This window comes from Geomonas terrae (assembly GCF_004791675.1).
Classification (GTDB): Bacteria; Desulfobacterota; Desulfuromonadia; order Geobacterales; family Geobacteraceae; genus Geomonas; species Geomonas edaphica.
In genome coordinates this window covers 1-24,033 of sequence record NZ_SRSC01000007.1, presented here as the reverse complement: position 1 = coordinate 24,033, position 24,033 = coordinate 1, and the positions used below count along the sequence as shown (strand labels likewise).

Genomic DNA, 24,033 nt, shown 5'->3' with positions numbered 1-24,033 from the left:
GTGCTCAGGAGAAGCCGTTGATAAATCAGAACGAAACTGCAGTGTTCTTTGTTAAAGGGGTTTTCCCTGGCAGCAGAGGTGGAGCCATTTTTTACGGCGAAAATGACGCTGGCCATGAAATATCAGCGGCCATTGACTACAAATGGAAAGGGCGCCTGCCGGTTAAGGGCGAGGTGTGGCGGGTCGAGGGTGTAAAAAAACCTTTCTCCAGAAACCCTAAAACTATCCACGTGAAGAATGCAATTTCCGTCGCGCCTCCCTTGGGAAAGCTGACCAAACAATTCCTCTGTGAGGGTGAGCAGTTTCGCGGATTCGGTTTCGGTGCAAGTAAGTTAGACAGACTGGAAGCTGGCTTAGCTACTGAAGGCATTTCAGTCAGAGATGCACTTAATGAAGGGCAGGTTGAGCTCATGTCTAAGTATCTGCCAGTCGGAATGGTTGAGAAGTTGGTCGAGGCATGGCTCCAGTCCAGTGAATCAGCCAACATTTACGAGTTCCTCGACAACTACGGCTTCGACAGGTCACTCGCTGTTGTTGTACGAAGGGTTTTTAAGGAAAACGTAGTTTCTCGCCTGAACGATAACGTATACCGGCTGATTGCCTTCGGGACGCCCACGCAGAGCATGTGGAAGAAGGCCGAGGCCGCCGCCGCGCTTTTGGGGATCGGCAGCCAAGATCATAGGCGAATTGCAGCGTCAGTCGCGCAGGCTCTTTATGATAGGCTGGCAGATGGCCACACAGCAACCACCCTAGATGAGTTGAAGCCCTTGGTTAAGATGCTTCTAAGAACTAAGTCTGATGCGCTGTTTGAGAAAGCCATCCGTGCCGCTACAAACGAGAAACTTTTAGTTCGGTGTGGGGACGGGCTTCAGCCGATTGGCCCTGCCAGTATGGAAGCACGCGTTGAATCCAGGTTGGTGACGTTAGCACGCTTAGACCACTCATCCTCTTACGAGAATTTGTTTTCTCTAGACGCTGACCACCTCGAGGTACTACTAGCGCAGGTTGATGAAAAATTTACGGAGCGTAATGGCAGCGGCTTAAACTCAGAGCAACTCCGAGCTGTTCGCATGATTTGTTCCTCACACCTCTGCGTGGTTTCTGGCGGCGCCGGCACCGGCAAAACGACTATCCTGAGAGCCGTTCATGATATGGTCGACCGGACCTCAGGGACCGTCTTCCAAATGGCTCTGGCTGGGCGTGCGAAGGAGCGTCTTGAAGAGGCCACCGGGCGGAAAGCCTATACACTCCATGCGTTCATTGAGCACCTGAAGAAGGGGAAGGAAATGCCAGGCAGCAAAGATGCTGTGGTGGTCGAAGAAGGGGCCCATATTATTATAGATGAGGCCAGTATGGTCGACTTGACCTTAATTCACAAGTTGCTGGGTCTCCTACCTGATAAAGTTAAGATCTGTTTCATCGGTGATCCCGGGCAACTCCCGCCGATTGGTTTCGGTGTCGTCTTTCACTTGTTGGTTGGCGTCGAAGGCATTAGAACTGTTGAGCTTAAGAAGATCATCCGCCAGAAAGATACCACCGGCATACCAGGTATATCAAGATCCGTGAGAGTAGGGTGCGTTCCAGGCCTCCAGATGATTACAAGCGTTGAGGCCTTTGAGGGACATGCAGAAGGAGTTTTTTTTGTCAGCGCTGACGACAACTCCGATATTGCAGCTGTGCTTTACGTCATAAGTGAGAAACTCAGCTTTGACTGCCAGGTGCTTTGTGTCCGTCGTCGTTTTGGCGACGATTCATCATCCAAGGTGAACCGCTACTTTCAGTACAGACTCTCGGATGCGCAGACTTGCGTGCACTTGGCGCGATGGGGCTTCTTTGTGGGTGACCCGGTGATCGTGACCCGCAACTGTTACGAACTGGGCTTATTTAACGGAACGTTAGGACAATTGGTGCGGCTAGAGGGGTACAACCCTGTATTCCTTTTTGGTGACAGGGAAATTACGCTTGACGATGAGCAGATGGTTGAGGTTGGGATTGAATTGGCTTACGGCATCACAGTACACAAGGCACAGGGGTCGGAGTTCAATCGGGTTGTCGTTCCGGTGACGGAATCAAAGGGGCTTGATCGATCATTGCTATATACGGCATTGACGAGGGCACGACTGCAAGTGGTATTTGTGGGTAACTGGCAGGCCTTTGCCCGCGCAATAGAGGCTGAACCAAATGTCTCATCCGTTTCCGTGGGTTTTGATCTAAGAGCGGCCATGGCAGCAAAGGAGATCTGATGGCAAAGAAGGAAATACCTGAGGCACTTAGGTTAAAGCAAGAGAGGGACCGCCAGGAAACCTATGACAAAATCGAAACCGCGGCAGGAACGTTAAGAGATGAGGGGCGCTGCATAACTCGTCGAAATCTAACTCTAGCCTCAGGTGTAGCATCGGCGACTTTTAGCAAAAAGCATGTGAAAGAGTACCTCCTGAAGCGCTGGGGGATAGGTGCCGACGAGGTCGCTGCATCTGCACTGCCCTCTCCTGATCAACTTGACGAGAAGGAGTTTGGTCACATCTTGAAGAAAGTCGATGATTTGAGGCAGAGGCTTACCTCCACTGAGAATAAACTGGAGAGAGAGAGCACCTTGCGGAAAAAAGCCGAGGCCAAGCTGCGTGATTTTGAGGAGGAGGTCAAAATTCTTCGCGGGCAATTGGATATTGCCATGAGGAAGGTAAGGATTTTGTCCACCACGAAAGTGAAGGGAGACCTGTTAAATCTCGTCAAGTCGGATACTTAAACCGCCATTAGACATGATTCCACTTGTCCAAGAAACTTTTCCCTATCATCAGAGTTGAGTGGACCGATCGCCACATAGACCTCTGATAAGTTCGATTCTAATCTCGTTGTGCCCTTATCGTATAATTGCCAGCAATCAGCACCCAAAAAATTCAAAAAAAGAAGAATCTCCCTAAGGTCGGAACCCGAGGTAATTCTTGCTTCGTTCTGGCAATCAGCTTTGGAAATGACTAAGGATAGGACCATATACTCCTCCATGTCAATCTACAGCGATTTGTAAAACTGCCCTCGAGGTAAGGCATGTCCGTGTTAACTTGCAGTTATGAAAGAAGGCCTTGCAGGGATATTACCGTGTTTCCATTCACGTGTGTGGGCAGGGGTGCCTGAGTTCACATAACACCCAATTGTGGTTTCCCGCGGAACTGCGCACTACTCTGGCGATTGTTAATACGACGAACAAATCATCTCCTTCTGAACAGCATCTCTGTTTTCACTATTCTGCTTCATCACGTAGCAGACGCTGAAATTCCTCGGTAACGTCCCACCACTGCAGTTTCCGCGCATTTGCCAGGTTGTTCCATACCCATAACCCGTCAGAATCGTGGCCTGCTGGCCCAACGAGTTGATATATTCTGCCTGATCGGGTTAAGCCTTGTGCCGTTTTCGGATTGAAGCACTGGATTTCCGTACTCACTCTACCTTCACGACCATCCACGTTGTAACCTACAAAATGCTGATGCCCTTCAGTTGTTTGCATAACCGACCAACGCACGAGTCGAACTGACGGCTGATCTGCAACAGATGGCGTCGCCCAAATGCTTGCTTTAACTATCTCTTTGATCTGCTCAGCTTTATTAGTAGCCACATCTCTCTCCAGTTACAAAGCTTATGGAGCCAAGAGCCTGAACTTTTTCAGATCCTGCAATTGTGAATTTCTAATCACGGCTTTAATGATCTCTAAAAACTCCGGCTTTCTCATCCGGTATTGAGGGTGCGAATCTGCCCACCATAGCGCCTCGTGAAGACCCCAGTCTGTGTACCACCCTTCATTTCTCATGACCCCATGAACGAAAGTCAGATTGGACTGCAAGAGGCGGTGACAAGCGACGCAGACACAGACGCATTTATCAATTTCTTTTAAAATGGTGATCAGCTTTGACCTCTTGCTGATCAACTCTGCTACTGTTACTTCCTTTAACTCTGGCAGGACATGATGAAACTGAAGCTTCTTGGGATTTTTTTCTTCACACAAAAGGCAACCAAAGCTCCTTTTAATATGGTCCACTATATCATGAATCACTTGCCGTTTTTGCTTATGGCGTCTCTTTAACTCCATATGCCACTTAGGATTTTCCTGCTTCTTTTTCTGCAAATGCTCACGACAAAACTTCCGCTGCTTTTCCTTATCCACGTACGGCATTGACGACCTCGTTTACCACCTTCAGAGCAACTGCCCATCCGACGTGGCGGAAAAATGCGCACAGTAGCCTCGCGAGTGGGGAGGCGGTCTGGGCTGTCTCAAGCTCAAACTATACCTCTCAGTTATATTTTTTGCAAGTTTTACAACCCAACAGGTTGTTCTAAAGCAAGAGAGAAAGCATTAAGATTTCACTTTTCCCTGGGGGATTAATGAAATCGACAAAGCAACTGCTTGGTGCACGGATAAAAGAGATTAGAAGGAGTGAAGGTCTGTCGCAAGCTGATTTGGCGGAGAAGCTTAGCATTGCCACCAACTTCGTCAGCAGAATTGAGGTCGGGGCTACGTACCCGTCCCTGGATACGCTGGAGAAGATGGCCAGGACATTAGAGGTCGAGCTAAAAGATTTCTTTGATTACGATCATTTGCAAGGGGAAACCTTAAAGGTATCTTCCGTTGAAGATCTGTTGAAGGACGCATCGGAGGAAAAATTAAGATTGGTCTTCAAAGTTACAAAGGCAATCATGAGATAATCTCCGCTTGGGGGCGAGGGAATGGTTTCAGCTGGAGAAGCTCAACATCCTGGCATCAGTGTCCCCTATCTTACCACAGAGTCCGGGAGCGGTAGCACTGTCCCAGGATCCGTTATTTGGGCAGGCTTGGTCTTAAGAGCCCCAGGAGGATTCCCACAACAACCACCGGAGGCACCATCCCAACAGCACACAGTGGACCGTGAAGTTCGAGTTAACCTTTTATATTCCCAATAGGAACCAGTTTAACCACACGTCTACTCAGCCCGGCCAATTCTGTTGACTCAGCAATTTCGTCTATATTTTTGTATGCTGAACCTGCCTCCTCAGCCAAACCGCCCCAAGAATCGGTACGGACATAAATTCCCCTCGCCTCCATATCCTGCTGAAGCTTCTTCCCCCTTACGTTTTTTTTTGCCTCATGCCTACTCATGGTGCGACCACTTCCATGGGCCGTGGTATAGAAGGTCTCCGCACCAGTTTCAAGACCTGCAAGGAGGTAAGAGCCCGTTTCCATGCTACCGCCGATGATTACTGGTTGCCCTATCTCCCTGTAAACAGAAGGAATTCCCTCCATTACTGGGCCAAAAGCACGGGTTGATCCCTTTCTATGAACCAAAATTTCTTTCGTTGCCCCGTTTATTATGTGAGTCTCTAATTTTGCAGTATTATGTGCAACATCATATATCATATCCATGCCCAAGTCTTCTGGGCTTTTGCTAAAAATGCGGCTAAAAACTTCTCTTATCCTGTACAAAATCACCTGACGATTGGCGAATGCCATATTCACTGCACACTTCATAGCTGAAAAATATAACTGACCTTCCTTAGAATGGAAGGGAGCACAAGCTAATTCCCTATCTCGAATATTTATTTTATACTTGCTGCCCATTACCTGTAGGAATAATTTTAAGTAGTCCGTAGCGACCTGATGTCCAAAGCCTCTGCTTCCACAATGAAACATTACTACAACTTGATTTGGAACAGTGAACCCAAATTTTTTTGCTATTATTTCATCAAAAACATTCACATCCTTTGCAACTTGTATTTCACAATAGTGATTACCTGAACCGAGAGTTCCAATTTGGTCTATTCCACGTTCAATTGCCTTATCACTTATTGAAGATGACTCAGCACCTGCAAAGCATCCTCCTTCTTCTGTCACTTCAATATCTTCAGGTCGTGCAAATCCCTTTTTCAGGCACCACTTGGAGCCTTCTTCAAGAACATCTCTAAACTCGCTTTGGGAAACCTTGATAAATCCTTTACATCCCACCCCAGTCGGAATTCGATTAAACAAGGCATCGACGAGTTCATGTATACGCGGGGCGACTTCCTCGTGCGTTAGATTTGTCAACACCAGTCTCATACCGCAATTAATATCGAACCCAATTCCCCCAGGAGAGATTACTCCTGTCACAGGATCCATTGCTGCCACTCCACCTATTGGAAACCCATATCCCCAGTGGCCGTCTGGCATGCAGAATGCGTACTTCAAAATACCAGGAAGGCAGGCGACATTACTCACTTGCTCAAACACACCTTCATCCATGGCCATCAAGAGCTTTTCTGTTGCGTATATCCGCGCAGGAACCAGCATCCCCTCTTTGTAATGAACAGGCAACTCCCACACCGTCGGGGAGATTTTTTTGATGTCATGCGGAAAGGCCATACTCCACCTCCTTGCAATATGTTAATCTATTATAACAGGGTTGGTGAGTTCTGCGCAGTTTGCAACACCGGTATCGGTCGGCTGCCCTCAAACCATATTTTCTAAACTTTTTCCGCTTGAATATTAATCGTGAATTTCACGATAAGGAGTGAGTATCTACACACACACTTGCAATCGTGAATTTTTTTTTCTAAATAAAAGGGGAGGCAACCACTACTGCGAGATCCAGGTGGTGCGCCAGGAAAACATCATGGACCGTAAGTTAGCCGATGCCTTCGGGCTCACAGCCGTCCCGAACCAGGTCGTCATCATGTTCCACTGCGGCAGCCGGGGGTTCGGCCACCAGGTCGCAACCGATTACCTGAAGCTCTTCCTCTCCGTCATGGAAAGAAAGTACGGCATAAAAATCGTCGACCGGGAGCTCGCCTGCGCCCCCTTCCATTCCCCGGAGGGACAGGCCTACTTCAGCGCCATGAAGTGCGCGGTCAACATGGCATTTGCCAACCGACAGGTGATCCTGCACCGGATCAGGGAGGTCTTCTCGGACGTCTTTCACGCCTCTCCGGACGAGCTCGGCCTGCGCATGGTCTACGACGTGGCGCACAACACGGCGAAGCTCGAACGGCACGCCGTGCACGGTACACAAAAGGAGTTCCTGGTGCACCGCAAGGGCTCGACGCGCGCCTGGCCTCCGGGAGGGGAAGGCCTGCCGGAATGCTACGAGAAGACCGGGCAGCCGGTGATCATCGGAGGGAGCATGGAGACCGGCTCCTACCTCCTCGCAGGCATGTCCAGCGGCGCGGACGCCTTTTTCACCACGGCGCACGGCAGCGGCAGGACCATGAGCCGGCACGAGGCGAAGAAGAGCTTTCGGGGGGACAAGCTGCAGCGCGACATGGAACAGCGCGGCATCTACGTCCGTACCGACTCCTTCGGCGGGCTCGCCGAGGAAGCGGGCCCCGCCTACAAGAACATCGACGAGGTGGTGGCGGCGACCGAGCTGGCCGGGCTCAGTAAGCGCGTCGCGCGTCTCGTACCGATCGGGAACATCAAGGGGTAGCGGAGGGTATATGCCGTTTGCATACCGCGGGGACATAGCGCACGCCGACGTAGCCTTCGACGCCTGGGCGCCGACCCTGGAGGAACTCTTCCAAGAGGCGGGGCGGGCGACCATGCAGGTCATGGTGGAGAACCTGAGCGAGGTGCGTCCGGCGCAGACGCTCGAGGTGAAACTGGAAGAAGAAAACGAGGAGATGCTCCTCTTCGACTTTTTGAACGAGCTCATCTTCTACAAGGACGCGAGGCGACTGCTGCTGCTTCCCACCGAGGTGAGCGTGGCCCCCGCGGACGGCGGTTTCGTGTTGCGGGCGAGGCTGTCCGGTGAAGAGATCGACGTCGTTCGGCACCAGATGAACACGGACGTGAAGGCGGTCACCATGCTCCGCTACAAGCTGGAAAAGGTGGCCAAGGGGTGGCGGGCGACGGTGGTGCTGGACGTCTAATCCCCCGCCTCGACGCTAAAGGCGGGATCCACGATACGTTCGCTGCGACAGACCGGGCAGCGCCCCGGCTTTTTCACACGTTCCCTTTTCTGAAAGGAAAAACCGCACTCCAGGCAGCGGGACGGGGTTACCACCAGCTTGCCATGGAGTGCGGTTTTTATATGCTCGAGGTGCTCCAGCACCTCCTTCTCGGATATCCCCACCATGCCGGAGAGCTCCTTCGCGGTGAGCGTCTCCCCCCGTAGCAGCGCAACCAGCTCCCGGCGCAGGGTCTCGTGACGCCGCGCCGGGACGAAGGGCTCTTTCGGTCGCTCCTTCACCCGGTTACCACCAGGTGGTTCACCACCTCGTTCACGCCGAGCACGTACCATACGTCCGACTCGGCGGCCCTCCTGTTGTTCGGCGTCGGCACGGCTCCCTCGAGTGTAACGACCCCTTCCGTGCTGCGCGCCGTGATCTGCGAGGCGTTCACCAGGGGATCCTTCTCCAGGACGATCCTGATCAGGTCGACCAGCTCCTCGTCGTTTTCCTCGGTGTCGGACCAGACCTCGATCCCGTTCACCACGTCCCTGCTGCCGGGGACCCACCAGGCGAGCACGCCGGCGAGACGCTTGTGCGACACGCTCTCGGCCCTGCCGTTCAGGACGACGACACCGTCAGTGACCTCAACCTCGATCACCCGCTCGAGCCCTCTTTGCGCGGTGCCGCGCACCTCCTCCAGTTCCTGCTTCACCACCGCCTGGACGGCGTACTGCATGAAGGCCGGCTCGCTGGAAAGCGCGTTGCAGACGTGGTCCCTAATGGCACCGTCCTCCATCGGTTCGGAGGGCTCGACGCGCAGCCGGTCCACGATGCCGGTGACCGGCGCGGGACGTGCGGCGATCTCGAGGGCGAGCTTCTTCGCGGCGATCCCACCGACCTCGCCCGAGATGGTGACCACGCCGTCGGCGAAAGCAAGCTCGATGGGGTGCCCGTGCAGGTTCACCCGTGCTTCCCTCTCCAAGGCGGCACGAATGGTTCCGATAACCTCTTCCGCTCTAATCATGTTCTCCCCCTTTCCCGGCTGCCCGTGAAAGAGCACGGAGCCAGGTCCCCATGTGACGCACTGCTTCGGTGCATTAATAATAGGCCAGGCGACAACGGGAAGATTGTAGCACGCGGCAGGGGGTTGTCGAACAAAAGGAGTGGAGTGCGGATAGCGGAAAACGGCGGCAGGGTCGCTGCCGCCGGCTTTTTAGAGGATGCGGTTCAGGAAGGATTTGATGCGGTCGTGTTCCATCTGGTTGGCAAAGAAGTCCTCGGGGGTCCCCTGGGCGACGAAGGAGCCCTTCTCCATGAAGATGACCCGGTCCGCCATCTCCTTCGCGAACCCCATCTGGTGCGTGACGATGATCATGGTCATCCCTTCCTTGCCGAGGTCGCGGATGGTATCGAACACCTCGCCGATCAGTTCCGGGTCGAGCGCGGAGGTCGGCTCGTCGAAGAGCATTAGCTTCGGACGCATGGCAAGCGCCCGGGCGATGGCGACGCGCTGTTTCTGCCCCCCCGAGAGGGTCGCCGGGTAGACGTCGCGCTTGTCGGAGAGGCCGACCTTGGCCAGCATGTCGATCGCGATCGCGCGCGCCTCCTGCGGGCTCTTCTTCTGCACGGTGAGCGGACCTTCCATTACGTTGCCGAGGACGGTCATGTGCGGGAAGAGGTTGAAGTGCTGGAACACCATGCCGATCTCGGAGCGCAGCGCGCATATCTTGTGCGGCGCGTCCAGGTGACGGCGCCCGTGCTTGCTGGTCACGTAACCGATCTCTTGTCCCTCGAAGAGGATGGTCCCCTCCTCGATCTCCTCCAGGAAGTTGATCGAGCGCAAAAGGGTCGATTTCCCGGAACCGGAGGGGCCGATGATGACCACGATCTCCCCCGGGCAGACGTCCAGGTCGACGCCGTTCACGGCGGTGAGCGAGCCGAACTGCTTGGTGATCCCCTTGAGGCTTAACAACGGTTGGTTAGCGGTTTTCATAGATGCCGGCCCGAATCTCGATCTTTTCGAAGATGAAGGTGAAAATGGTGGTGAAGAGCAGGTAGATGAGCGCCGCCAGGATCAACGCGGTCACGTTGAAGTAGGCGTTGAACATCTGGTCCGCGGAGCGCATCAACTCGACCATGGCGATGGTGGAGACGAGAGCGGTGTCCTTGATGAGCGCGATGAACTCGTTCCCGATGGGGGGCATGAGCCGCTTGTAGGTCTGCGGGATGATCACCCGGCGCATCGCCTGCCAGTAAGTCATGCCGATCGCCTTAGCGGCCTCCATCTGCCCGTGCTCGATGCTCTGGATGCCGCCGCGGATGATCTCGCCCAGGTACGCCGAGTAGTTGAGCCCGAGGCCCAGGATGGCTGCGGTGAACGGCTTGAAGGTGATGCCGAGGGACGGAAGGCCGTAGTAAATGAAGAAGAGCTGCAGAAGAAGCGGCGTGCCGCGGAAGAGCCAGATGAAGAACCAGCAAAGACCGGAGACCGGCTTGAAGGTGCTGATGCGCCCGAGCGCGATGAGGAGCCCGCCGACGGGAGAGATCAGGATGATGCAGACCACCAGGGTGATCGTCATCACCGCGCCCTTCAACAGCTGCGGCAGGAAGCGGAGGCAGTCCTCGATGAACACCTTGTACCTGGGCTTTTGCTCCTGTTGCACCGAGGCCATGAAATTGAGCGCCTCGCTGTTGTCGGGGTATACGGCGAGCACCTCCTTGGCGGCGGCGCTGGCGGCGTTCATGTCCTTCAGGGCGAACTGCAGGCGCGCGATCTGCATCCTGCTCCTGACGAAGGCACCGCTATCGTCCCCCTTCTCGAACTCCACCTTTTTCAGGATGGAGATGGCGGCGGGGAGGTCACCCTGAGCCATCGCGTCATTGGCTTCGGTGAAAAGCTGGTCGTAATCCTTGGCAAAACAGATGGAGGCTGCGAAGAGCAGCACGCATGAAAAAAGCAGGATCGACCTTTTGGCAATCCTGCCGTTAAAGAATTTCATCGGCACACCTGACTGGACTTGTGACTCTTCCCCTCCCCGCGAGGGGGAGGGGAAAACGGTTAACTATTTCCACTTCTTGGGGTTGGTGATGTCCTCACCGAACCACTTCTTGGAGATCTTCGCCATGGTGCCGTCCTTGACCATCTTATCGAGGGTCTTCTGAACGGCTTCGCGCAGCTCGACATCTTCCTTGCGGAAGGCGACGCCGAACGGCTCCTTGGTGATGTTGCCCGGCAGGATGCGGAACTTGCCCGGGCGCTTGGCGATGAAGTCGCGGCCTGTTGCGTCGTCGATGATGACGGTGTCAAGACGGTCGGACTCGAGATCGAGCAGCGCTTTCGGGTTGTCCTCGTACTCGCGCACTTCGCCTGCGGCAGCGGGAAGCTTTTTGACCGCCTCGACGGCGGAGGAACCTTTCTGAACGCCCACTTTGGCGCCCTTCAGGTCGGCAAGTTTCTTGTGCTTCTTGTCGGCGAAGCGGACCACGGCTACCTGGCCGTCCATCTTGTACGGCTTGGTGAAGGCGACCTCTTTCTTGCGCTCATCGGTGATGGTCATGCCGTTCCAGATGCAGTCAAACTTCTTGGAGTTGAGAGCGTGGATGACGCCGTCCCATGCGGTCGGCTGCCAGTTGATCTTGATGCCCAGACGCTTGCCCACTTCCTCGGCGGCATCGATGTCGAAGCCTACCAACTGCCCCTTGTCGTTACGGTAGCCCATGGGGGGGAACGCGTCATCGAGCCCGATGGTCATGGCACCGGCGCTTTTCACCCTTTTGAAGGACCCGTCGCCGGCGAAGGCCGAGACGGCGCAGGCAAGGACGAGCAGAGACGACAGGATAACCCAGATCTTTTTCACGTTTACGCTCCTTTTCTTTGCTGTAGTCGGTGATGGTGAAGCTTAGAAAATTTTGATGTAAACAAACAGGCGTTTGGACCGGCGGATTATTGCAGAATCTCGTTAAACCGTCAAGAAGATAACGGGAAGCTGGAGTGTGTGGAGGCGCTCCGGGCCAGACAGAAGAAAGGAGGCTGAAGGGTTGCGAAGAGAGTCGCGGCGGTACCGTATACCATGTTGCCCCCGTTTTTCTAAACCAGTATAATCCGGGTGAATAGCTGAACTACGTCCGAAAGGGCTGCAAAGAGGCTACAACCAGATGTGCAAGAAGATTTTCATAGCCGCGACAGGACAGCATGTAGGGAAGACGACCATCAGTCTTTCGCTGCTGCACCTCGCGAAAAAGAAGTACGCCCGCGTAGGCTTCATCAAGCCGATCGGCCCGAAGGTATTCGTGCTGGACGGTGTCGAGATGGACATGGACGCCGCATTGATCGCCGCCGTGTACGGCCTGGAGGCCGACCGCAAGCTCATGTCGCCGGTCGTCGTCGGCAAGGGGTACACGAAGAAGTACCTCTCCGGCGAGATCGCGCCCGAAGCGCCGCTTGAGGCGATCAAGAAGGCGTGCCGCGAGCTCGAGGCGAAGAACGACTTCCTCATCATCGAGGGGTCCGGACACGGCGGCGTGGGCTCGGTGGTCGGCATCAACAACGCTCAGGTGGCGAGGACGCTCGATGCGCCGGTGATCATGGTCGCCGCGGGCGGCATCGGCTGCGTCATCGACTCGGTGCAGTTGAACCTTTCCCTGTTCCAGCAGCAGGGTGCCGACGTGAAGCTGGTCCTCGTGAACAAGCTTCTCTCCGCCAAGCGCGAAGAGACGCTCGGGTTCCTGCGGACCTTCTTCGAAAGCCGCCAGCAGCGTGTCGCCGGTGCCTTCGACTACTCCCGCACCCTGGCGAATCCGACCCTCCTCGACCTCTCCAAGCTTCTGAAACTGCCACTGCAGGGGGATCAGGACGGGAAGAACCGGATCATCAACCACATCCAGTTGGGCGCCGCCTCGTCGCAGCGTGTCATCGACACCCTGCAGGACTCGACGCTCCTCATCACCACCAGTTCGCGCGACGAGCTCATCGTCACCGCGTCGGCGCTGTACAACATCCCGGCCTACCGGCACAAGCTGGCGGGGATGGTCATCCCTGGCTCGGCGCCGGTATCCGCCATCACCCAGAAGATCCTGGATGACAGCAACATCCCGTACCTGCGCACCTCGCAGAACACGGCCGACGCCTTCCTCACCCTGACCGAGCACGTCTCGAAGATGACCGCGGACGACGTGGAGAAGATCAGCCTGATCCAGTCCACCGCCGAAAGCGTCTTCGACTTTGAGGCGATCGACGCGATGAGCCGCTAGGAAAAGAAGTCCACAAGAGAAAAGCCGGAAGGGAATGGATCCCCTCCGGCTTTTTTATTATCCTGCCACCGCCTCTCGTTACCTACCCGAGCCGCTCCACCAGTGCGTCGTAGATCCCGTAGGGGGTCGACTCCACAACCTGGACCGGGGCACCCAGCTGCTGCTCAACGTCATGCAGACTAAGGTCGTCCAGGAAGACCCCCTCCCCCTCCTTTAGCATCACGTCCGGCACGAGTACCGCGTCGCCAAGATCCACTCCCTGCAGGGCAGCCACCAAGTCGGCGCCGCACACGAGGCCCGTCACGGTGACGGTGGGGCCAAAGAGCCGGTTGCGTACCGGTACCGGATGCATGGCGACCCCCGTGGCACCGGAGAGGCGCTCCAGGAACTCCGCGAGGAAGCGGTACGGGGACTCGCCGGTCACCACGGTGAAGCGTCCCGACTTCAGCTTTTCGGCCTCCTGCAGCACCTGATCGGCCTCGGAGAGGAAAAGCGGTATCATCCCGACGCCGTTCTCCAACTGCGGCAGGTCGCCGTAGCTCGCCACGTCCGGGAAAGGAACCTCCCCCTTTATATAGAATTCATCGGCCAGAAAGAGAAACGGCGCACCAAGGCGCTCCTCGAGGAGCTGCGACTGCGGGAACCACTCCCCCACAAAGGCGGCGGCGAACTCCTTGGTGACCGGCGCCAAGGGTGGAAGATTATGGCGGTGCTCGGTGAGACCGACCGGAACGACGGCAAGCGACGACACCCACGGGTGCAGCGCCGCCAAGTCCGCGACGGTCTTCGCGAAGACGTCGCCATCGTTCCAACCGGGGCAGAGTACCACCTGGGTGTGCATGGTGATGCGCGCCTCGGCGAGCTCGCGGATCACGTCGAGGATGGAAAGGATGCCGCTCTTTCCGAGTAGCTTCTCCCGCAGTGCCGGTTCCGTCGCATGCACCGAGATGTAGAGCGGCGAAAGGCGCTGCTCCTTGATCCGCTCCAGCTCGGCCCGCCCGATGTTCGCCATGGTGACGTAGTTGCCGTAAAGAAAGGAGAGCCGGTAATCCTCATCCTTCACGTAGAGAGGGCCGCGCAACCCTCGGGGAAGCTGGTGCACGAAGCAGAACACGCAGTTGTTGCCGCAGCGCGCCGGAGCGGGCGCCTGGAAGGAAAGCCCCAACGGCTCACCCTCTTCGCGTTCGACCTCGAGCTCCCAAAGCTCCCCGTCCGCCTTCTCAACTTGCAGCTCGAGCTCGTCGTCCGCGGCGTAAAAGTTGTAGTCGATAACATCTCGCAGTTGGTGACCGTTCACCGCAACGAGCCGGTCACCGGGCTGGAGCTCCAGCTCATCCGCTATGCTTCCCGGTGTGATCCGGTCTATGGTAAGCCCTGACATGGGGTTCCTCCTGTGATGTGCATGCCTTGCAGCAGACGCAGGTATTTCCGGCTGCGAAAACTGCCGCTCTCTCGGCGCAGGGCGGAGCAGGCGGCGCGCATGCAGGCTTAATGATAGGAGGAGAAGTAGGTTTTTGGCAACAGATAAAAAACGAACCGGCCCTAACGGGCCGGTTGGGGAGAGGACTTCGGTGAACCGGAAGGGACGCACCGATGGATCTCGGTCCGCGCCGCATGGTTCTGCTGTGGCTTTTCCCTGGTTATTGAACTACTGGTGCAGACGGAATACACCGTCTACCGAGGTGATGCTGCAGATCGCATGCTTGTAGATGAGAATATCACCGTGCACTTCCATCAACACGGAGAAATTGTCGAAGGATTTGATATGCCCTTCCAGCTTTTCGCCGGACATGAGCTGCACCAGGACCTTTACACGCTCCTTGCGGGACTGGTTGAGGTACTGGTCCTGAATGTTAAAAGGCGTTTTCGGCATGATTCCGCTCCTTTACCCAAAAAATTCAATCACATGACCAAGGATACTAGCAAAACCTGTAGGATATTCAAGCCAATAAATTTCATTTTCCCTGGCAAACCATGTCATCTGCCGCTTAGCGTAACGCCTCGTGTCCCTCTTTATCAGCGTAACTGCTTCATCCAGCGTAATTTTTCCATCCAGATGGGCGGAAATCTCCTTGTAGCCGATAGAGCGCATGGCCTTCATGTCGCGGCGGTACCCTGAGGCGAGGAGACCTTTCACCTCGTCCACGAGCCCGGCGGCTATCATCCGCTCCACCCTGAGCTCGAGGCGGCGGTACAGCTCCTGGCGCTCCACTGATATGGCCGCCTTGAAGGCATCGAAGTAAGCACCGGAAAAGCCATGCTCGGCACGAAACGCGGAGATGGGCCGACCTGTCTGGAGGTAGACCTCGAGGGCGCGGATCAGGCGGACCCGGTCGTTTGGGTGCAGCCGGGCCGCGGTCTCCGGGTCTGCCAGCAGCAGGCGACGGTGCAGTTCCTCCCCCGGGACATCGTCGAACTGACGGCGCAGCTCCGGGTCGCCGGTCGGGGAGTCGAGCAGCCCCTCCAAGAGGGCACGCAGGTAAAGACCGGTCCCCCCGACGACGATCGCCTTCTTGCCGCGCCGGTCGATGTCCTCGATGGCGGCGGTGGCGGCACACCGAAACTCCGACGCGGTGAAGTCCTGGTTCGGCGACACGATGTCGATCAGGTGGTGCGGCACGCGGGCGAGTTCCTCGGGGCTAGGCTTCGCTGTGCCGATGTCCATGCCCCGGTAGACCTGCATCGAGTCCGCGTTCACGATCTCGGCGCCGATCTCCTCCGCAAGCCTAAGGGCCAGATCGCTCTTCCCCGAACCGGTCGGGCCGCCGATCACAAGCAGCTTGATTTTCTTTTTCGCAGTCTCCGTCATGCCCCGCTACACCCTCTTGAACATCTTCTCGACCTCGGAGAGGGTGAGCGTCTGCATGACCGGCCTGCCGTGCGGGCAGTTACTGGAAAAGTCGGTCTCATCCATCTGCCTGAAGAGAGCGGCAATCTCCTGGGCGCTCAAGGAGCGCCGCCCGCGCACCACGCTGTGGCAGGCGATACGCGCCAGCAGATCCTCCTGCACGTCGGTGAAGGTGCGGCTGCGACTCAGGCTCGAGAGTTCCTCCAGGATGTCGCGCACGGTACGCAGGTAGTCACTCCCTGCCAAGAGCTGCGGCACGGCGTTTAAAAGCCACGTGTTGCCGCCGAACTCTTCGAAGGAGAAGCCGAGTCGGCGCAACTCCTCCAGATGTTCCATGAGTACCGCAGACTCCTTGAAGGAGAGTTCCAGCGTCTCCGGGAAGAGAAGCCCCTGGCTGTCGACCGCCCGCCCGGAAAACTCCCCCTTCAGTCTCTCGAAGGCAACGCGCTCGTGGGCCGCATGCTGGTCGATGAGCACCAGGTCCGTGCCCCGCTGGCACAGGATGTAAGAGGCGTTGAACTGGCCGATCACGGCAAGGGAGGAGAAATACCCGGGCGCGCCGCCTTCCGCCTCCTCTTCCTTGATCGGCTGCGGCACGACCGGGGGCTCGGGTGCAGACTGCGGCTTTTCCGACTGGGAAGGGAAGTGTAACTGCTGCCGCAGGGCGGGCTGAGGCTTCGCCTGGTACCCGGTGAGCAGTTCGCGAATCTCCGCCACCTTGGCCTCGCTGACCGACGGTGCCGGTTGCTCCAGCGCGGGAGCCGCCGCGGGTACCTCAAAGCGCTCCTGCTTCGGCGGGGCAGCCTGAGTGGGAGGCGCCGCCTGCGTCCAAAGCGGCCTCGTCGCCGTAGTCGCCGCCGCGGCTTGCGTCTCCGCCGGGCGCGCAGCGTCCGGCGCGGCAGGACGTTTCAGCCACGGCGTCTGTTTCAGGACGCTTTCCACGGCGAACTGGATCGCGTCGTGCACACGCCCCTGCTGTCTGAACCTCACCTCGTGCTTGGTCGGGTGCACGTTGACGTCGACCTCGCCGGGAGGGATATCGATGAAGACCGCAACCACCGGATAGCGTCCGCGCTCCATGAAGTTGCGGTAGGCCTGGAGAACGGCGTGCTGCACCACCTTGTCCTTGATGAAGCGGCCATTTATGTAGGTGTAGAGATGGCTTGCCGCGCTGCGGCTGCACTCGGGCGCCGCCACCAGTCCGCTTACCGTTACGCCCCCGTCTTCGTAAGAGACGGGGTAGAGAAAGGAAGCGATGGAGCGACCAAGAAGCGTCGCCACCCGCTCCTTAAGGTCGGCGTCGAGAGCACGGAAGACGACCTTACCGTCGTTTTTGTAGGTGAAGCGGACGTCCGGGCGGGAGATGGCCAGTCGGGTCAACAGCTCGCCCACGTGCCCCCCCTCGGTCTCCGCGCTCTTCATGAACTTAAGGCGCGCCGGTGTGTTGAAGAAGAGGTTGCGCACCTCGATCACCGTCCCCGAGGCCATGCCGCACTCCTTGACCTCCTTGATGCGCCCCCCTTCGACGTAGATCTCCGCTCCTTCCAGGGTTTCCGCGGTGCGGGTGGCGATGGTGAGACGCGACACCGAGGCGACCGACGGCAGCGCCTCGCCGCGGAAACCAAGGGTGGTCAGGGAAAAGAGGTCGTCGTCGCTGGCGATTTTGCTCGTGGCGTGGCGCTCGAGGGCGAGCAGGGCGTCCTCGCGGGACATGCCGCTCCCCGAATCGGTGACCTTGATGAGCCGCCTGCCGCCGGACTCGATCTCCACCGTCACCTCTTTCGAACCGGCGTCGAGCGCGTTTTCCACCAGTTCCTTGACGACGGAGGCGGGACGCTCCACCACCTCGCCGGCGGCGATCTTGTTGGTGAGATTTTCAGGAAGAATGCGGATCTTTGTAGCCAATGTCGTCCCTCACAGCCATCTTGTTAATCGAAGGAGCCAAGATACCTTAACCGGCGACGGTTTGTAAATTCAAGATTGCTCCGTGAGGCGGAGCCGCCGGCTTGCGCGTTGCGGCACCTGCAAAGGATGCTATAACGTGCAGGATGAAAATTTTCTCACCAATAAAGCCAGTTCTCATCCTTTTCCTTTTGGTCTGCGTCCCCTCCCCCCCCGCAGCCGCGGCATCAAGCTACCCCGCCCCCACCTATCTGCTGAAGATCGACGGGCACATCTACCGCCAGCGTAACGCCTCTCTAAGGCGCGCGCCCGCAAGCCTCACCAAGATGATGACCGCCCTCGTCGTAATGGAGCGCTGCGACCTGGACGACGTGGTCACCGTTTCCCGTGCGGCATCCCGCGAAACCGGGAGCAGGATAGGTCTGCGCAGTGGGCAGAAGTTCAGGGTGCGTGACCTGCTTGCCGCTACCCTTATCGCCTCGGCTAACGACGCATGCCGGGCCCTCGCCGATCACGCCTGTGGTAATCAGAAAACTTTCGTGTTACAGATGAACGCGCGCGCCCGGGCGTTAGGCCTCGAAAACACCCGCTTCAGTAACGCCTGCGGCCACGACAGCGCCGGGCTCTACTCGAGCGCCCACGACCTCGCCCGCCTCGCCGAGGCGGGTATGCGGATACCCTATTTCGCGAGACTTGTCGCCCGGCAAAACATGCGCATCTCGACCGTCGACGGCAGGCGGAGCTTCTACTTCAGAAACAAGAACAGGCTGATCGGACGCTATCCCGGCGCCGTCGGCGTGAAGACGGGCACCACACCCAACGCCGGACAGTGCCTCGTGGCGATCGCCGAGCGCGAGGACCGCAAGGTGCTCCTGGTCATCATGCATTCACCCAACCGCTGGAAGGCGGCCCCGGCCCTGCTTGACGCAGCCTTCGCCGCCGGCTCACCGCAACGCGCTACCAAGCGGGCGGAGACCGTACAAACAAGGAGTTCAGATGAAGCACCACCGGAAGGAACTGTGGTTCCAGATCAAGAGCAGACGGGGGTTCGTTAACATCACCCGCGATTTAGAGGCGGCTCTCGCCGAAAGCGGCATCAGGGAAGGGCTGCTGCTTTGCAACGCCATGCACATCACCGCCAGCGTCTTTATAAACGACGACGAAAGCGGGCTACACCAGGACTTCGAGCAATGGCTGGAAGAGCTCGCCCCGGAAAAGCCGCACAGCCGCTACCGGCACAACGTGGGCGAGGATAACGGCGACGCTCATCTGAAGAGGACGATCATGGGGCGCGAGGTTGTCGTTGCGGTGACGGGCGGGAAGCTGGATCTAGGTCCCTGGGAGCAGGTTTTTTACGGGGAGTTCGACGGCATGCGGAGAAAGCGCGTGCTGATCAAGATCATCGGCGAGTAGGAGAGGTCGAGGCGGTCGGCACCCGGCGCGGGGGCTTACAGCCCTCGCAGCACCAGTACGGTTATGTCGTCCGGCTGCGGGTCCGGCTTGTCGGTCAGGGCGATCAGGCTGTCCACCATCTCTAGGGCGCTCTCCTTGCCGGCCAGTTGCCGGGCGATCAGTTCGTGGGTCAGTTCCAGTTGCGGCTTCGCATCCACCAGGCCGTCGCTGTAAAGGACCATGACGTCCCCCCTCCCGAAGCGAATCCTGCCTTCCTGGTAGATCTCCTCCCCTTTCACACCGAGCGGGAGCCCCCGCGGCAACAGTGTCTCCACCTTCCCGTTCGCGCGCCGGAGAAAAACGTAGCCGTGGCCGCAGTCGACAAAGGAGAGAGTCCTCGTGCCAGAGTCGAGCTGTGCGTGAAAGAGGGTCACGAAGCTCTCTGAATTTTCCAGGTCCTCGTTGAGCGCCCTCTCGGCAAGATGCACGGCCTGGGCGGGCTGGTTGTACAGGGTGACCGCGTGCAGCGCCGCCCGAACGGTCGCCATGAGCATGGCCGCCGCCATCCCCTTCCCCATCACGTCCCCAAGGGTCAGATTGAACAGCGCCGGTGACACCTGCTGCCAGTCGTAGAAGTCCCCACCAACCTGCTTGGCCGGTAGGCACCGGGCGGCCATCTCGAAGTGCGGGATCTGCGGGTAGCAACGTGGTAAAAGCTTCGCCTGGATCTCGGCCGCGTAGACGAGCTCCATCTGCAGTTGCATGCGGCGCAACTCGCTCTCGCGGAGGTCTGCCTCCGCTTTTTTGCGTTCGCTTGTATCCCTGAAAATGGATATGTTGCCGGTGACCTTGCCGAAGCGGTCCAGGCGCTTCATGGCGAAGAGTTCGCCGATGAACACCTCGCCGTTTTTTCTGCGGAAGTGGAGTTCCGATAGCGCACCTTTCACCGGGGTCTGTACATCGAACACCTCTTTACCGGTGCTTTCGTAGTCACGCTTGTCTGCGTAGAGAATCCTGCTGCTCTTGCCGATTACCTCTTCGGAGTCGTATCCGAAGATCTCGCGCAGGGCTGGCTGGTTCACATGCAGTATGGTCCGGTGGTGATTGGACACCACGATCACGTCCCGGATGCTGTTGAAGAGGTTCCGATAGTCCTCGGCCCTTTTCTCAATCTCAGCGTGGGCCACCTCGAGTTCCCGTTCGGTCTCCCGCTGCTTCGCCCGCTCCTTCGCCTCGGTGAGCGCGCGCTGCACCGCGGGGACCAGTCGAGACAGCCGGCTTTTCAGCACGTAGTCCGTCGCGCCGCTTTTCAGGGACTCGATCGCCGCTTCCTCGCCCAGTTTGCCCGACACAAAGACAAAGGGAAGGTCGGGAAGCTTGGTCCGCACCATGGCGAGGGCCGTCATACCGTCAAAGGCCGGGAGGGCGAAGTCGGCGAGGATGAGATCCATCCCCCCCCGCTCCAGAGCATTCTGGAACTCCTCACGCCGAGATACCACCTCGACTTCACAATCCACACCTTCCGCGCTGAGCGCCATTAAAACCAGCTCGGCATCCATCGGATCGTCTTCAAGATGTAGTATGCGCAGACGCTGCGTCATTTATTCAAACCTCGGGAAGACATCGGGGGCGGTTCATTGACGATGGCCCAGAAGGCACCGATTTCCTTGACGGCCGTGATGAACTCGGAAAAGTTCACCGGCTTGACGACATAGGCGTTCACGCCGAGCCGGTAGCTCTCAACGACGTCTCTTTCTTCGCGTGACGAGGTGAGAACCACCACCGGGATGAATTTAAGCTTTTCATCAGCCTTAATGGCGCTCAGCACCTCAAGGCCGTCGACTTTGGGGAGTTTCAGATCCAGAAGGATAACGGCCAGGTTGCCCGGCTCATACTCTTCGTATTTCCCCCTCTGGTAGAGGTAATCAAGAGCTTCGGCACCGTCCCTGACAACATCGACTCCATTGGCGAGGTTGTGTTCTGCCAACGCCTCCAACGTGAGTTCGGCATCGTTTGCGTTATCCTCCACCAACAGAATGCGCTTTAGCTTTACCATTTCCCGCATCTCCGTGTCTGTCATGTCAGATGATTAGGAGCATCGGCCGGATAGGCTGTCCCGTGAACAGACAGAGTTTACCACGTCTTCAAAGCGATTCACCAAGCCGCTGTCACTTCGTTTCAGGAAAGGTCGTACGGCTGACTTGGAAGACAGATGAACGAGGCTCGCAAAGACAGGTGGAGCCATGCAGGAAAGTGGTGGAAGATGAACTAGCGACAGACAGGCCTGCTGAATAACCCCGATCCGCCAGGCACCCCGACGGGGATGAAGGCAACGCGATCACCGGGGAGAACCAGGTGGTCCAGTGGATATACCCTGTGGTTTATAAAAACTCCGTCAATCCGGTTCAGGGGCAGTTCCAGCGCTACAGCTATCGCGCTGGCAGCACAACCGTCAGCGGGGATGTCCACATCGACCACTGAAGGTAACCCGCGGTCCCTTCTGATACCATGCAGGGCTCCGAACATCCTCACAGTAGTTGCTGCTTGCACTGCCATAACGACCTCCTGAAAAGAGAATTATGGTCTCAGGCCGGCACTGTCACCTCGGCTTAACCCCGGCGGTGAGTAGATGCTAACGAGCGGCGCTTTTTGGATAATAGACCTCTCACATTTGCTGTCAAGAACAAGTAAATGAGAAGCAGACTGAGCAATTCGCAGAAAACCTGATATATGTTGAGTCATATCAGTTTCAAAACACCCGTGACAAAGGAGTTGCAATGAGACATGCGATTGCATTGGGAGCTGCTGCGACACTCATTTACGCCGGGACTGTACTTGCCGCACAATTCCCCTCGTCAGGTAAGGACCTGGGCGCCGTGACTGGCGGTACGTTCAAGGAAGCGCACCTGGTAATAGACAAGAAATGCGTCTCATGCCATACCGCAGAGCGCATCGAGAGCGCCATTGCCGCGGGCAAGGACATGCAAAAGATCCAACACAGAATGGAACTCAAAGGGGTGAAGCTCACCGCTGATGAGCAGAGCGTCCTTGGGATTTTTTACAAGCAAAGCCCGCTGAAACCAAAGAAGTGACTTCTACAACGGACCTTTCCGATGGAGGGATGCCACCTCCGTCGGAAAGACCATGCCTTGATCATCGTCGGATCGAGGTCACCTCAACAGGATATCCTCTCTTCTCGGAAACCGCTCTGACCACCAGGCCGATGTCAATCTTCGCCAGCAAATCAAGCCGCGCCATCTGGTGCAGGACCTCGCCGGGCTCTGCTTGGTAATTCCCTTCCCCGTGCACCTCCAGGAAGACCTTGCCCTTTCTCAGGCCAACCTTGACGGGGCGGTTCACGATAGGCACCTGCGTCCCTTTCCCCACGCATTCGAACAGCCGCACGATATCTTCCGGATAGAGTCTGATGCATCCGTGGCTCGAACGTCTGCCAATCCCCCAGGGGCGGTTTGTGCCATGAATCAGGATGTCGTTACCTGCGAGATGCAGGGCTCGGGTTCCCAGAGGGTTCTCCGGGCCGGGAGGGACAACGGGCGGGAGATCTTGCCTTTGTTGCAGTATGGAGGCAGGTACGTGCCATGAAGGGTTGAGTGACTTCCGATCCACCGTATAAAGGCCAAGCGGTGTATCGGTCCCTTCATCTCCGATACCTATCGGGAAGGAAAGGAGTGGGTCGGCAGGGTCCTTCGGGAAAAAGTACAACCGGAGTTCAGCCAGATTGACCACGATCGAGGGGCGGGGAGACAACTCGGGCGGAATCCACGCTGTCGGGATGGTAACTAAAGTGCCGGGAAAAGGCATGTAGGGGTCGACGCCTACGTTGGCGGCGGTTACTTCGTTGAAGCCCAGGTCAAAGCGGCGACCAATCTCCAAAAGCGACTCGCCTTCGCGCACCCGGTACTGGAAGACTTTTCCGAGGTAGCCGTCATAGTAGACGGCATCAACCGGCGCTTGCGCCGCTGTAGTTGCAAGGGCTACAAGACCAAGGGAAGTAATCAACCTGGCGAGGGGACGAAGCATCGGAGTGCCGTGCAGGCTACTTCTTCTGCCCTAGTTCAAAGATCTTTTGCGCCCGTTCCGCCGACTGTGCTGCCGAAGATGCGGCAGATTCGGCCCTCTGGGCGCTGTCGGCTGCCTTGGCGGTAGCCTCGTCCAGCATTGCCTTGTTGGCGAGCTGCGCCTGGCTTACCTGCCCCTCGATGGTGGCAAGCCTCGCTTCCAGCGCGTTGAGGCGCTGCTCGTCAGAGGCACTCTTCGTCTCCGCTGCCCCCATTTTCGACTCGAGGACGTCCACCCGGCATGACACCGGATCGATCTGTCTTTCGACATAACCTTTGCTGGCGCAGCCAGCCAGGAGCACCGACAACGGGATTACGAGCCATAAGTTTCCCATGAGACACCTCCCCCAAGAATTGACCAGCCCACATTTTAGCCGGGGGCCGACGGAATGCAACGACACGGTACAGGAGGAAGCGCTTTGATCTGCGGGAGAGGGAGACGGCAGGGGGTAAGAGGGCCGCCGGCGGCGGGTCCGCCATGACAGCTTGGTAGAAGGCAGGAAAGCGAAAAGCCCCACTGGGATATCCAGTGGGGCTTTTCTATTAAGTTCCCTGCGGCGACCTACTCTCCCACATCGTTACCAATGCAGTACCATCGGCCCAGAGAGGCTTAACTTCCGTGTTCGGGATGGGAACGGGTGTGGCCCTCTCGGCATTGCCACAGAGAAACTCTTC

25 protein-coding genes and 1 rRNA gene are annotated in these 24,033 nt (G+C 57.4%); 9 read left to right on the top strand and 17 right to left on the bottom strand.

Translation table 11 applies throughout. The features are described from left to right. The first annotated feature begins 17 nt into the window (after positions 1-17). Complete coding sequence (locus E4633_RS20205) at positions 18-2,243, top strand: AAA family ATPase (RefSeq protein WP_135873142.1); 2,226 nt, start codon at positions 18-20, stop codon at positions 2,241-2,243. Then, positions 2,243-2,746: a hypothetical protein gene (locus E4633_RS20200; protein ID WP_135873141.1), complete on the top strand. Its 504-nt coding sequence runs from the start codon at positions 2,243-2,245 to the stop codon at positions 2,744-2,746. Before E4633_RS20205 ends, E4633_RS20200 begins: the two co-directional genes overlap by 1 nt. A gap of 492 nt (positions 2,747-3,238) precedes the next feature. On the opposite strand, the gene E4633_RS20195 is transcribed toward E4633_RS20200, so the two are convergent. Together E4633_RS20195 and E4633_RS20190 are read right to left on the bottom strand one after the other, a co-directional pair. Then, positions 3,239-3,610, bottom strand: a complete 372-nt coding sequence (locus E4633_RS20195; RefSeq protein ID WP_135873139.1) for a hypothetical protein — start codon at positions 3,608-3,610, stop codon at positions 3,239-3,241. 21 nt (positions 3,611-3,631) lie between these two features. Then, positions 3,632-4,165 (bottom strand): hypothetical protein, encoded by a 534-nt coding sequence (locus E4633_RS20190; RefSeq protein ID WP_135873137.1) that lies wholly within the window; start codon positions 4,163-4,165, stop codon positions 3,632-3,634. A gap of 209 nt (positions 4,166-4,374) precedes the next feature. Between E4633_RS20190 and E4633_RS20185 the strand changes: the two genes are divergently transcribed. Beyond that, positions 4,375-4,695, top strand: coding sequence for a helix-turn-helix domain-containing protein (locus E4633_RS20185; protein WP_135873135.1), 321 nt, complete (start codon positions 4,375-4,377; stop codon positions 4,693-4,695). A 211-nt stretch (positions 4,696-4,906) separates the two neighbouring features. Here the strand turns inward: E4633_RS20185 and E4633_RS20180 are convergent, their stop codons facing one another. Beyond that, complete coding sequence (locus tag E4633_RS20180; RefSeq protein ID WP_135873133.1) at positions 4,907-6,364, bottom strand: RtcB family protein; 1,458 nt, start codon at positions 6,362-6,364, stop codon at positions 4,907-4,909. 148 nt (positions 6,365-6,512) lie between these two features. On the opposite strand from E4633_RS20180, the gene E4633_RS20175 reads away from it, so the two are divergent. Beyond that, a complete protein-coding gene (locus E4633_RS20175; RefSeq protein WP_281276800.1) occupies positions 6,513-7,424 on the top strand; it encodes an RtcB family protein in 912 nt (303 codons plus the stop codon). Positions 7,425-7,434: 10 nt separating this feature from the next. Further along, positions 7,435-7,866, top strand: a complete 432-nt coding sequence (locus E4633_RS20170; protein ID WP_135873130.1) for an archease — start codon at positions 7,435-7,437, stop codon at positions 7,864-7,866. Here the strand turns inward: E4633_RS20170 and E4633_RS20165 are convergent. The 5 genes from E4633_RS20165 to E4633_RS20145 form a co-directional block, all read right to left on the bottom strand. Then, positions 7,863-8,186, bottom strand: a complete 324-nt coding sequence (locus tag E4633_RS20165) for a transcriptional regulator (RefSeq protein WP_135873129.1) — start codon at positions 8,184-8,186, stop codon at positions 7,863-7,865. The two genes, E4633_RS20170 and E4633_RS20165, sit on opposite strands and share 4 nt — an antisense overlap. Next, entirely contained in the window at positions 8,183-8,911 is a 729-nt protein-coding gene (locus E4633_RS20160; protein WP_135873127.1) for a BON domain-containing protein, read from the bottom strand. Before E4633_RS20160 ends, E4633_RS20165 begins: the two co-directional genes overlap by 4 nt. Positions 8,912-9,100: 189 nt before the next feature. Beyond that, the gene (locus tag E4633_RS20155) at positions 9,101-9,880 is read right to left on the bottom strand and encodes an amino acid ABC transporter ATP-binding protein (protein WP_135873125.1); all 780 of its coding nucleotides are present in this window, start codon (positions 9,878-9,880) and stop codon (positions 9,101-9,103) included. Further along, positions 9,867-10,886 (bottom strand): ABC transporter permease subunit, encoded by a 1,020-nt coding sequence (locus tag E4633_RS20150; RefSeq protein ID WP_135873123.1) that lies wholly within the window; start codon positions 10,884-10,886, stop codon positions 9,867-9,869. Before E4633_RS20150 ends, E4633_RS20155 begins: the two co-directional genes overlap by 14 nt. A 63-nt stretch (positions 10,887-10,949) precedes the next feature. Next, the gene (locus E4633_RS20145) at positions 10,950-11,744 is read right to left on the bottom strand and encodes an amino acid ABC transporter substrate-binding protein (protein ID WP_135873121.1); all 795 of its coding nucleotides are present in this window, start codon (positions 11,742-11,744) and stop codon (positions 10,950-10,952) included. A gap of 298 nt (positions 11,745-12,042) precedes the next feature. Between E4633_RS20145 and E4633_RS20140 the strand changes: the two genes are divergently transcribed. Further along, the gene (locus tag E4633_RS20140; RefSeq protein ID WP_135873119.1) at positions 12,043-13,137 is read left to right on the top strand and encodes an AAA family ATPase; all 1,095 of its coding nucleotides are present in this window, start codon (positions 12,043-12,045) and stop codon (positions 13,135-13,137) included. Positions 13,138-13,219: 82 nt separating this feature from the next. Here the strand turns inward: E4633_RS20140 and E4633_RS20135 are convergent, their stop codons facing one another. The 4 genes from E4633_RS20135 to mutL form a co-directional block, all read right to left on the bottom strand. Next, the gene (locus E4633_RS20135) at positions 13,220-14,518 is read right to left on the bottom strand and encodes a DUF512 domain-containing protein (RefSeq protein ID WP_135873117.1); all 1,299 of its coding nucleotides are present in this window, start codon (positions 14,516-14,518) and stop codon (positions 13,220-13,222) included. Between the two features lie 267 nt (positions 14,519-14,785). Next, positions 14,786-15,010: an RNA chaperone Hfq gene (gene hfq, locus E4633_RS20130; protein ID WP_012529414.1), complete on the bottom strand. Its 225-nt coding sequence runs from the start codon at positions 15,008-15,010 to the stop codon at positions 14,786-14,788. A 12-nt stretch (positions 15,011-15,022) separates the two neighbouring features. Beyond that, positions 15,023-15,946, bottom strand: a complete 924-nt coding sequence (gene miaA / locus E4633_RS20125; RefSeq protein WP_135873115.1) for a tRNA (adenosine(37)-N6)-dimethylallyltransferase MiaA — start codon at positions 15,944-15,946, stop codon at positions 15,023-15,025. A gap of 6 nt (positions 15,947-15,952) precedes the next feature. Next, the gene (mutL, locus tag E4633_RS20120; RefSeq protein ID WP_135873113.1) at positions 15,953-17,890 is read right to left on the bottom strand and encodes a DNA mismatch repair endonuclease MutL; all 1,938 of its coding nucleotides are present in this window, start codon (positions 17,888-17,890) and stop codon (positions 15,953-15,955) included. A 143-nt stretch (positions 17,891-18,033) separates the two neighbouring features. Here mutL and E4633_RS20115 point away from each other — a divergent pair, with 143 nt between their 5' ends. Continuing rightward, positions 18,034-18,942, top strand: coding sequence for a D-alanyl-D-alanine carboxypeptidase family protein (locus tag E4633_RS20115; RefSeq protein WP_135873111.1), 909 nt, complete (start codon positions 18,034-18,036; stop codon positions 18,940-18,942). Further along, positions 18,884-19,300: a secondary thiamine-phosphate synthase enzyme YjbQ gene (locus E4633_RS20110; RefSeq protein ID WP_135873109.1), complete on the top strand. Its 417-nt coding sequence runs from the start codon at positions 18,884-18,886 to the stop codon at positions 19,298-19,300. Before E4633_RS20115 ends, E4633_RS20110 begins: the two co-directional genes overlap by 59 nt. Before the next feature lie 35 nt (positions 19,301-19,335). On the opposite strand, the gene E4633_RS20105 is transcribed toward E4633_RS20110, so the two are convergent. Together E4633_RS20105 and E4633_RS20100 are read right to left on the bottom strand one after the other, a co-directional pair. Further along, on the bottom strand, positions 19,336-20,880 hold the full coding sequence (locus E4633_RS20105) for a SpoIIE family protein phosphatase (protein ID WP_135873108.1): 1,545 nt from the start codon (positions 20,878-20,880) through the stop codon (positions 19,336-19,338). After that, the gene (locus E4633_RS20100) at positions 20,877-21,335 is read right to left on the bottom strand and encodes a response regulator (protein WP_135873106.1); all 459 of its coding nucleotides are present in this window, start codon (positions 21,333-21,335) and stop codon (positions 20,877-20,879) included. Before E4633_RS20100 ends, E4633_RS20105 begins: the two co-directional genes overlap by 4 nt. Positions 21,336-22,056: 721 nt before the next feature. Between E4633_RS20100 and E4633_RS20090 the strand changes: the two genes are divergently transcribed. Then, positions 22,057-22,371: a cytochrome C gene (locus tag E4633_RS20090; RefSeq protein WP_135873102.1), complete on the top strand. Its 315-nt coding sequence runs from the start codon at positions 22,057-22,059 to the stop codon at positions 22,369-22,371. Between the two features lie 61 nt (positions 22,372-22,432). On the opposite strand, the gene E4633_RS20085 is transcribed toward E4633_RS20090, so the two are convergent. From E4633_RS20085 to rrf, 3 genes are all read right to left on the bottom strand, one after another. Further along, complete coding sequence (locus E4633_RS20085) at positions 22,433-23,320, bottom strand: L,D-transpeptidase family protein (protein WP_135873100.1); 888 nt, start codon at positions 23,318-23,320, stop codon at positions 22,433-22,435. Between the two features lie 16 nt (positions 23,321-23,336). Continuing rightward, positions 23,337-23,693 (bottom strand): hypothetical protein, encoded by a 357-nt coding sequence (locus E4633_RS20080; protein ID WP_135873098.1) that lies wholly within the window; start codon positions 23,691-23,693, stop codon positions 23,337-23,339. 214 nt (positions 23,694-23,907) lie between these two features. After that, positions 23,908-24,024 (bottom strand): 5S ribosomal RNA (gene rrf, locus E4633_RS20075). Between the last annotated feature and the right edge of the window lie 9 nt (positions 24,025-24,033).